Annotated in this window: 3 protein-coding genes; 1 reads left to right on the top strand and 2 read right to left on the bottom strand. The window is 38.2% G+C overall.

The window, feature by feature from the left end; all coding sequences use genetic code 11:
* Positions 1 to 71: sugar phosphate nucleotidyltransferase (locus tag MRT15_RS12675; protein ID WP_369684979.1), on the bottom strand; the 71-nt coding region annotated here is incomplete at its 3' end.
* A 218-nt stretch (positions 72 to 289) separates the two neighbouring features.
* Positions 290 to 2,269: a hypothetical protein gene (locus tag MRT15_RS11165; protein WP_304330283.1), complete on the bottom strand. Its 1,980-nt coding sequence runs from the start codon at positions 2,267 to 2,269 to the stop codon at positions 290 to 292.
* 200 nt (positions 2,270 to 2,469) lie between these two features.
* Between MRT15_RS11165 and MRT15_RS11160 the strand changes: the two genes are divergently transcribed.
* Positions 2,470 to 2,696, top strand: a 227-nt coding sequence (locus MRT15_RS11160; protein ID WP_304330282.1) for a hypothetical protein, incomplete at its 3' end; no start/stop codon positions are given.

The raw sequence follows: 2,696 nt of genomic DNA, 5'->3' as shown, positions 1-2,696 counted from the left end.
TGCTTAGGACCACTATAAGTTAAAGGTCTAAGCCTAGTACCAGCACCACCATGAAGAACAACACCCCTCAAAACAAAACCACCACAAAACAAATCTAAAAACAAAATTTAAAAACACTACGAAAACAGCCCTTATGAAAATAATAGAAATTTCAACAAAGTTTATTAAGATTTTACTCATTAGTTTATGATAATTTCTAAATATTCATTTTAACGATGAAAAGGATCATATGTTAGTAGCTTAATCTCAAAATATATACTTACCAGAGTCATTTGTTGAAATTTAACTTTCAATCCCCCTTATTATTGATTGTTATTTCATAGAGGCTTACAGCGCTCCCCCTATAAACTTCCCTACATATAATGTCATGTATGTCAATCCAATTCCCCTTACCGTAACGTACACTCATAAATGCATAATATGTGTAGGGGTCCTCCTGATACTCTATAAACTGCTTCGTCAAATTATTTCCAGTAGCTACAAGCACACCACCCATTTTAGTTTTGTTTAAGATGTATATAGCCATCAATATGTCTGGTTCAGTTGAGGAAACAATAATGTTGCTTGGAAGCCTTACATATAGGTGTATTTGCGGATATAGGTATAAGCTCGTCAACACCACCTCACTTCTCACGCTAATAATTCCAACAATATTTTCAACATCCATTAGATTCGTCGTTGCTGGCGCTAACTTCCACGGGTATCCTGAAGCATAAGGTGTTGATACGGATGGCCATATGCGGAAATGCAAACATCCCCCTTCGGTGAAAACATATGCCACACCAGCCAACATGATAACAATCATTGATAATGCAACAATCTTCTTACTCAAATTAATCAATCCCGCCACGGTATACGGTGTTAGAATCGTTAATAGCATTAGAAACCACCTATGCTGGTCTACTGGAGCTATTGTTGAAACTGCTGGGAGCATGGATGCTATGAAAAGCGTTATAAAAGCAATCTTCGCCTTAACATTTATCGCTTTCCAAATCCTCAACATAGCTACTGATGGCGACATCATCAATAGACATACTATGGTATATTGAATAGTTGCAGACGCAGAGTATTTCAATCCACCAACTATCTGAATTCCTATAGGTGATGTTGCAACCATGACCTTTTGAGGGAAACCAACATAAAACAGCAACATTACCGCTGAGATCACTGTTGATAATGTAAACATAATTTTACCCCACCACTTCCTGGAATGTAATACTTCTGTAATTGAGAGGATTATGGATAGAACTGCTGATGGCTCATAGGACATTGAAGTTAACGTGAGGATAAATGCTCTAGTAGGAGACCTAGCTCCAGCCTCACATAGGTAAAGATATATGAGCAATAGGAGGGTGCCAAGCATATGCCTATGCCACTGCTGACTTTGGCCAATTATGTAAGGGTTAAATACAATTGCTATGGATGCCGCTAATGCCGCCACATTTGATCTAGTCAGCCTACGGGTCAATGTAGCTGAAACGCCCGCCAAACAGCCTATTACGATTGATGGATAAACTTTATAAAATATCCATGGATCTAAGCCTGCGACGGATAGAAGGCCTGGGATCCACGTTAAGAGCGGTGGAATATTCCTATTCCCATCAGGAGTCCAATAAGTTGTTACAAGCTTCGGTGCATATGCAAAATCCCTTGCATTTGCAATATACTCTATTGTATCCCAGCCTATTGGGAGATTTAAATACTTAACCTCAGGGTAAAGCCTCACAAAAAAGCCAATAAGGAATGATGCTAAAAATATGAACTTGGATGGCATCTTTGAGAAGGAATCCATGAAACTCTGTAAAATAGAGTATAAATTGCGACTCTCAACAAAAATGACAGGCCCCTTAAACCACGTGCTCACCCCAGTTGACGTAAGCACCAAGCAAGCCCCCACAATACTCATCGACGCATATTTGAAGGAAGTTACATCTATAATTGAGCCTCCAACAATCTGAATGGAGAAGCTTGTAAGGATAAGCGTATACATTGTTGAAGCCAACCTAGCAATAACCGTTACAAAAACCCCCATCAAAGATAAAATGTACGACGAGAAAGCAGGATATTTCCTCCAATACAGCAAAACATCAAAAACGCCAGCAACAACGGTCAGCGAAGCCAAAACCCAAAAAGACAAATCAACAACCTCACACCAAACAGGAGAACCCAGCTCAAAAACAGAATTAGCATAAAAGAACATAGACAAGAAAGATGCCATCGAAAAAGCCGAAACCAAAACCCTAAACCTAGAAACCAAACCGAAAACCATAAATAACTAACCACCAAACCTACCTATAAAACCAACAATTAAAAAGGATTTCCGTAAAATTCTTTAAAATTTCACCATAATAAGTCATTTTCCTTAACCTCAAATAAAAATGTCGTATTTTCTACCATAAGGTTTTGATACATTTATGAGACAAATATTTTAGATGAACTTGATATGAGGGTGAGGGAAGGAGAGGTTCGATGAAAATTCCATGTGTAAAAGTGTTGATGATTCTAGCGCTGTGCATAAAACTATCTAAACAATACATTGTGGAAATCCATGGGTGTGAAACTCCATTAATAGACAAGATGCTTCAAGCAGGCTACAATTCGAAGCTAATATTAAAATTAAATGAAGTGGGTAAAATTATACCTCTTCACCAGACCTGTCAGCTAATCCCCTCTACCCCCCATACAACTTATGCTGA

It is taken from the genome of Candidatus Culexarchaeum yellowstonense (genome assembly GCF_024707025.1).
Lineage (GTDB): Archaea > Thermoproteota > Methanomethylicia > Culexarchaeales > Culexarchaeaceae > Culexarchaeum.
Note: the sequence above shows the minus strand (reverse complement) of the source record. Positions and strands in the feature narration are given on the sequence as shown.

What these genes read in the sequence shown, in the direction of transcription:
- MRT15_RS11165 (WP_304330283.1), bottom strand. Translation starts at nt 2,269, where the DNA reads ATGGTTTTCGGTTTGGTTTCTAGGTTTAGGGTTTTGGTTTCGGCTTTT.